The following is a 7348-nucleotide window of genomic DNA, read 5'->3' as shown; positions in this document are numbered from 1 at the left end:
GCTACGGCGCTATGAAAAGCGCGCGTCGCGAGCGGCTTGCTCCCGAACTGCTACACCACCGGTGGGGACACGACCATGATTTTCTGATCGAGGGCGCTACGGAGACAGAGGCGTGGAGCGCCCTTTCCCCCGCGGCCATCGACGCCTTACGAGCGCAAGCGCTCCATCTCTTCCAACGCCTCACCGCCCAGAAGGAGCCCTCCGAGGCGGTCACGGAGAAGGACCTGATCTACCCTCTCTTGGCGATGATCGGCTGGAACGACCTCGTTTTCGTCCAACCCAACGCTTCCGCCAAGGGACGGGTCGATGTGCCGGACGCGCTGCTGTTCGGGGATGCCGCGTCCCTGGCGCTCGCTAAACGAGAATCGGAGGACTTCCGACGGTTCCAGCACGGGCTCAGCGTTGTCGAAGCCAAACGGTGGGATAGACCCCTCGATCGCGAAGGCAAGGGTCGCAAGGACGTAGGAGGCACGCCCTCTTCTCAGATGTTGCGCTATCTGCGTCGAGCCGACGACATCACCAACGGAAAGCTGCGCTGGGGCGTGCTCACCAACGGAAGACTGTGGCGGCTATATTTTCACGGCGCCCTATCGGTCGCCGAGGACTTCTTCGAGATCGACCTCGGTAAAGCGCTGGAGCTGCCCGGTTGCGGCTTCGACCTGCTCGACAAGCGACCGGACGCATTCGGCGACGATCGTGCTTGGCGTGATCATGCCTTTCGTCTGTTCGTGCTGTTCTTCGGCCGCACCGCCTTCCTCCCGAGTGACGCCGGCGAGACTTTTCATACGCTCGCGCTACGCGAAGGAAAAAAATGGGAAGCCCGCGTCGCTAAGACGCTATCGAACACGATCTTCAATGTCTTCCAATTGCTTGCCGACGCCCTCGCCAAATCGGACCCGAGCCGCCCGGCGCCGATCACGCCCGCTTATCTCGATGAATTGCGCCACGGTGCACTTATTCTGCTTTATCGTCTGCTGTTCGTGCTCTATGCCGAAGACCGCAATTTGCTGCCTGACGAGAGCGGCCCCTACGCTCCCTATTGCTTGACCAAAATACGCCTCGAAATCGCAGGGCGGTTCATGGCGGGCGGTTCATTTCCGCAGAGCTTCGTCACCTTCTGGCCCCGACTTTCGTCGATCTTCCGCGCCATTGCGCAAGGCGCCGACGACCTCGGCATTCCTCCCTATAACGGCGGCCTGTTCGATCCCGCGACGGCGCCCATTCTGTCGCGCGCGCAATTGCCGGACAGCGTCATTGCAAAAGTCGTGTTCGAGCTGAGTCACCAAACGGAGCCGAGCGGTTCACGAGACCCGAAATACATCAATTACCGCGACCTCTCGGTTCAGCAGCTCGGAAGCGTCTACGAGCGCATACTCGAATTCGGATTACGCGTCGGTCCGGACGGCGCTGTCGAGATCGACGCCGATGACGAGGCCCGGCATGAATCCGGCAGCTATTACACCCCGGATGAACTTGTCGGCCTCATCATTGAGCGCGCGGTCGGACCCCTCGTCCTGGAGAGGACCGCGGCCTTCAAGGCGAAGGCCGAGCAGCTCGCCAGCGACAAGCGGGCCGCGCCCCAACGCCTCGCGGAGCTTGCCGCCGTCGATCCGGCGACGGCGATCCTCTCCCTCAAGGTCTGCGATCCAGCCATGGGCTCTGGCCATTTTCTGGTCAGTCTCGTCGACTGGCTCGCTGACGAAGTGCTGGGGTCGATGGCAGAGGCCGCGGCCCTCGTCTCCTTCGGCGACTATGTTTCGCCACTCGCCGCACGCATCGCCGACATTCGCGGTAGAATTCTGGAAGAGGCCAAAGCTCACAATTGGCCGATCGTCGAGGAGCAGCTCGATGATCGCCATGTTGTGCGCCGCATGGTTCTCAAGCGAGTCGTCTATGGCGTCGACAAAAACCCGATGGCGGTCGAACTCGCGAAGGTCGCTCTGTGGCTTCATTCCTTCACCGTCGGGGCGCCGCTCTCGTTCCTCGATCACCATTTGCGGGCAGGGGACAGCATTCTCGGCGCCTTCGTGCGCCCCACTATCGAGGCGCTCAAAGAACGTGGAGCGCTCTTCAATCTCGGACAAGTGACCCGCGTGGAGCAGATCGCCAGCGTGATGTCGGAGATCGAGGCGATCACCGACAATGACATCGCCGAAGTCAAAGCGTCCAAAGCCAAGTTCGGAGCCGTCGAAGACGTCACGGAGCCTGTCGCGCATCTTTTCTCTCTGCTCACGGCCGAGCGTCTCATGGGCATATTCGACGCTGCGCCGAAGCGCGAACCAGACTTGCGCAAGCTCGCAGGCAAATCGGAAAAGCAGATCGCGAAGGCGAGGAAGGATCACACTGCTTTCGAGCGCGCTGCGGCGCTGCAACTCGTGTTGGAAGGCGCCTGTGGCGATCCCCTCCTCATTGCGGCCGGGAAGCAACGCGTTGCAGCTCCTGGCATGGCCGAGCAGCTCGCCTTGCTAGAAAACGCGCCACCGGAACAGACGAGCCTTTTTCCCAGCGTCAACATCAATGATCGCCGTCGCGTCGAAGCCGACAAGATCGTCGACGGCGCCCGCATCCTGGAGAAGAAGCACGGCTTCCTCCATTGGGAAATCAGCTTCCCCAATGTGTGGTCGAACCTCCTGTCAGTCGAGCCGGAAGGCGGCTTTGACGCGGTGATCGGCAATCCGCCCTACGTCCGGCAGGAGCTTCTCAGCGAGGACGTCAAGCGCGCGCTGAAGAAGAGCTATGACGCATTCGACGAGATGGCCGATCTCTACGTCTATTTCTACGAGCAAGGCTTGCGGCTGCTGCGGCCCGGCGGGCGACTGTCTTATGTGGTCACCAACAAATGGCTCAAGGCGGGATATGCGGAAGCGCTCCGGGACCTCTTCGCCTCGAAAGGCTGGCTCGAATTCGTCGCCGACTTCGGCCACGCCAAGCACTTTTTTCCTGATGCCGATGTTTTTCCTTCGGTGATGACTGTGCGCAAGCCGGACGCAACGATCGATGCGCCAACCGATGCGGAGATTTGCGTCATTCCTCGCGACGCCGTTCCCCGGAAGGGCCTCGCCGGCACCGTGGCCGAAGCGACCTTCCCGCTACCACGGGCAATGTTCACCAAAGAGGCCTGGGTGCTGGAACCAAGGCCAGTAATGGACCTTTTGGAAAAGATCCGACGCAACGGAACACCACTCCTCGAATATGCAGGGGTGAAGCCATATCGTGGCGTGTTAACGGGCCTGAATGAGGCGTTTCTGATCGACACAGAAAAGCGTGACGAACTTGTGCGCGGCGATCCGGCCTGTGCTGACATCATTCAACCATATCTGCGCGGGCAGGATATCGACAGATGGTATGCGCCGTGGAGCGGCCTCTGGATGATATTTGCACGTCGAGGAATCGAAATCGATCGATACCCCAGCGTGAAGCGGCATCTTGAGCGCTATCGCCAGCAGCTTGATCCGAAGCCGGATAATTGGATTCCCAAGAACTCCAAGGATAAGTGGCCCGGCCGCAAAGAAGGCTCTTACGAGTGGTATGAGATTCAGGACTCCACAGAATACTGGGAGCTTTTCCTAAAGCAAAAGATTGTATATCAGGAAATTCAATTCCATCCTAGATATTGCTTTGATGAAAGCTCTTCATTTTCGAATAATAAGACGTTTTTTATTCCATCATCCGACATAGTTTTACTATCTGTCCTAAACTCTCCAATAATGTGGTGGCACAATTGGAGATTTCTTCCTCATATGAAGGACGAGGCATTGACTCCTATGGGGTTCAAAATGGAGAGATTGCCTATTCCCTCATTTTCACCTGAAGTCAGCGCTGAAATTCGCGGTCAAACCGAGACAATTCTAGGAAGCACTCGTTTCATCGCCGGATCAACAAGCGATGTTTTGGATTGGCTTCGCCATGAGTTTGGGATTGAAAAGCCGAGCCAAACTCTCGCGGCACCGGCGCAGCTAAACGCACATGCATTCGTCGATGCCGTGCGTAAGGCGTTGCCCAGATCACGTAAGCTCTCGGCTGCCGAAATTGCGCGACTGAAAAAGGAGCACGCGCAGACGATCGAGCCCTCACGTCGATCGGCCAATGAAGCTCTCTCACTGGAGCGCCGCCTCTCCGATCTCGTAAACTCTGCCTACGGTCTCACGGCCGAGGAAATCGATCTCATGTGGAGGACTGCTCCGCCTCGTATGCCTTTCACGCCGACGAATTGAAAAGAGGAACCGATTAAATGGAAGCCCATGCCGTCCCGCTGCTCGCCATCTTCGAAAAAAAGATGCGCCTCGAAGTTCCGCTCTTTCAACGGCAATATGTCTGGGGCCGTGAATCTCAATGGGAGCCGCTGTGGGACGACATCGCGCGCAAATTCGTCGAAAGTGTCGAAGGTCGGACGGACGCCCCAGTGCATTTTCTCGGCGCCATGGTGCTCGACCAAAAGCAGACGCCCGTGACCCACGTGGAAAAGCGACAGGTAATCGACGGCCAGCAGCGCCTCACCACATTCCAAATTTTCCTTTCCGCTCTACGCGATTTCTGTCGCGCCCAAGGCTTTGACGAGCTGGCCAAGGAATGCGCGAACTTCACCGAAAATCGCGGCATGATGGCCGATCCCAAAATCGACTGCTTCAAGGTCTGGCCAACTCAGCTCGACCGCACGCAATTCAGCGACGTCGTTCTCTCCGGGTCCCGCGAGGAAATCGAAAAGCGTCACCCGATCGTCTGGCGCAAATGGGCGCGCAAGCCAGACCCGCGTCCAAAAATGGTCGAGGCTTACCTCTTCTTCTACGACCAGCTGTCGGATTTTTTCCTCGGCTCGGCGACGGAGCCCGCCATTCACGCGGAGACGCCCGTTTCTGCACGACTCGAAGAATGTTTTCAGGCGCTGAAGAACTCGCTCCAGGTCGTGACGATCGACTTGCAACCGGGCGACGATCCCCAGGTCATCTTTGAAACCTTGAACGCGCGCGGCGAGCCGCTGCTCCCGGCCGATCTGCTGCGTAACTACATCTTCCTGCGCGCCGCCCGCGCCGGCGAGGATCAGGAAGCGCTCTACACCGAGTTCTGGCGGCGATTCGATGATCCCTTCTGGCGGGAAGAGGTCAAGCAAGGTCGTCTGACAAGGCCTCGGAGCGATCTCTTCATGCAGCATTTCCTTGCTAGTCAGATCGGCGAGGACATACCAGTCAAGCACTTGTTCGTAGAATATAAGAACTGGATCGATCGAAAGCGCCCTTACGCCTCGGTGACGAGAGAATTGGCTGCGCTATCGACACAAGGCGACAATTTCCGACGGATTCTCGAACCGAAAAAGGGCGACCCCATATGGGACATCGCGACATTCCTCGAGGCCTTCGACATCCGCACGGCCTATCCTCTCTTGCTCATGCTTCTCGAAACAGGGCTGGGAGATCGGGAATGGGAAACGATGTCGAAGATCATCGAGTCCTACCTGCTGCGCCGAGCGGTCTGCGCGCTGAACACGAAGAATTATAATCGCGTGTTCCTGTCATTGACCAAAAATCTGCGCAAGGACGGCGTCACGACAGAAAATCTATGCCGTCTGCTGCTCGGCCAATCGGGCGAATCTTCGGAATGGCCGACCGATAGCCAATTCAAGAGCGCATGGCTCGGCAAGCCTGCCTATGACCTCGGCAACGCGAAGCTCGTTCATATTTTTACGCGGCTGAATGAAACATATTTTTCCGCAAAATCGGAGCCTATCGTTTTCGAGAAACAGCCGACGATCGAGCACATCTTGCCCCAGCAATGGATCGAGCATTGGCCTTTGCCCGAGGGACGAAAGGGTTTGGTCGACGGCGATCTCCTTATTGCCGCCGATGACGATCCGCGAGCGCGATCGACTGCCGAGAGGAATCGCGCGGTCCAGAACATCGGCAATCTCACGATTCTCACTCTGTCGATGAACGCCGCGCAGTCGAACTGCGCCTGGAATGAAAAGCGCCCGGAACTCATGAAGCATTCGCTTCTGCCTATCAACCAGGCCCTCAACGAAGCCGACGAATGGAACGAGGATAAGATCGCGGCCCGAGCGGAGGACCTTTTCGCGCGAGCCCTCACGTTATGGCCGCGCGGGTGAGTGGGGATTGATGGATAGGCGTCGCTGCCATGACCAGGAGACGAGGATGCGACATCGCAGCCGGTCCATTCTGAGCAGTTGCACCCAAACAAATGGCCGAAAGTTTAGGTTTAGGCACTCGGTGCCCAGCGGCACCGATGATCGCCCCTATCCTAGGGACGGCCTGTGGGTCCCCGGACGCTATCGGAAAATAATTCATAGCGAGTTCCACTATGCTGACCATTAAATCGTCGCAGCACAAAAGGCGCCAGTTATTCGAGACGGGGAGCAAACAACCGGACCTAATCACCCGGAACAACAACGGACGCCGGGCAGCTTTGCCGGGAGAACGGTGACTCTGGGCCTCTGGAACTGACTCGCAATTGACCGACGACTGACCTGAAGCGATCGAAGGACCGCTCATCAGGCGCGCAGCCGCGCGGGAAGGCGGGATGACGCGAACGCCGCTCACCGTCCGGTCCACCTAGTCCACCTCTTTTTCGCTCGGGTGGACTCCAAGGCGGACTCATTAACCGACTGGTCAGCAAACACTTTTCTGCCTCAGTCCACCTGTCCACCTATTTTAAGAAGTAAGGCAAGTAGGCAGAGAAAAGGGAACAGAAACACCCGCCACACGCGCCCCAACTGCCACTGTGATTGTGTCTTATATATTCAAGAAACAGGTGGACAGGTGGACTCTGGCACCTAATGCGTTGTTATAAAATAATAAAGTGAGTCCACCTGGGGTGGCTGCCCAGGTGGACGGGTGGACGCGTAGTAAGCGCCGATCAATCACCATCGCTGAGAGTAGCGCTAAAATTGAGCGGATAGTTACGGACGGCCCCGACATCCGGCACCTTGCGATGTGAAAACTTTCCATCGCTATCGCGCTTCAAAATGCCGCGCTTCACAAGCTCGGCCTTCAACGCGCCGCTATCGATCGTCCCACCTGCCAGCCGAGCGAGTTCTCCAGTCTTCACGAAGAACAGCATCGGCACATCGGCGAAAGCGTCGTCGGTATTGTCATCGGGCTTGACATACCATGCGACAGTTGCGCGTCCCTTCCGACCCTCGTTTTCGGTGGTCGAATGAACATCGACACCGATCCGGGAATAGAGCGCTTCACGTAGCGTCTCGACCGCCATCGCCACCGGGTCCAAAACCTCGGCGATTTCACTGGCCAGATACCGCTTCCGATCGTGTCCCAGAGCGTGGTGTAGCTGGATCGAGGCGGACACTGGGATTTCCGGCTTTGGCCGGCAGGATCAGGCG

3 protein-coding genes are annotated in these 7348 nt (G+C 58.0%); 2 read left to right on the top strand and 1 reads right to left on the bottom strand.

The features are described 5' to 3' along the window. The first annotated feature begins 11 nt into the window (after nucleotides 1-11). Both K3F48_RS23020 and K3F48_RS23015 read left to right on the top strand, forming a co-directional pair. The gene (locus tag K3F48_RS23020; protein ID WP_222577777.1) at nucleotides 12-4214 is read left to right on the top strand and encodes an Eco57I restriction-modification methylase domain-containing protein; all 4203 of its coding nucleotides are present in this window, start codon (nucleotides 12-14) and stop codon (nucleotides 4212-4214) included. Between the two features lie 17 nt (nucleotides 4215-4231). Then, nucleotides 4232-6097: a DUF262 domain-containing protein gene (locus tag K3F48_RS23015; RefSeq protein WP_222577776.1), complete on the top strand. Its 1866-nt coding sequence runs from the start codon at nucleotides 4232-4234 to the stop codon at nucleotides 6095-6097. A gap of 767 nt (nucleotides 6098-6864) precedes the next feature. On the opposite strand, the gene K3F48_RS23010 is transcribed toward K3F48_RS23015, so the two are convergent. Beyond that, nucleotides 6865-7314 carry a hypothetical protein gene (locus K3F48_RS23010; RefSeq protein WP_222577775.1) on the bottom strand — a complete coding sequence of 150 codons (450 nt, stop codon included), beginning with the start codon at nucleotides 7312-7314 and terminating at the stop codon, nucleotides 6865-6867. Nucleotides 7315-7348 lie beyond the last annotated feature (34 nt).

The organism is Methylosinus sp. Sm6 (assembly GCF_019802345.1).
Classification (GTDB): Bacteria; Pseudomonadota; Alphaproteobacteria; order Rhizobiales; family Beijerinckiaceae; genus Methylosinus.
Note: the sequence above shows the minus strand (reverse complement) of the source record. Positions and strands in the feature narration are given on the sequence as shown.

What these genes read in the sequence shown, in the direction of transcription:
- K3F48_RS23020 (WP_222577777.1), top strand. Translation starts at nt 12, where the DNA reads ATGAAAAGCGCGCGTCGCGAGCGGCTTGCTCCCGAACTGCTACACCAC.
- K3F48_RS23015 (WP_222577776.1), top strand. Translation starts at nt 4,232, where the DNA reads ATGGAAGCCCATGCCGTCCCGCTGCTCGCCATCTTCGAAAAAAAGATG.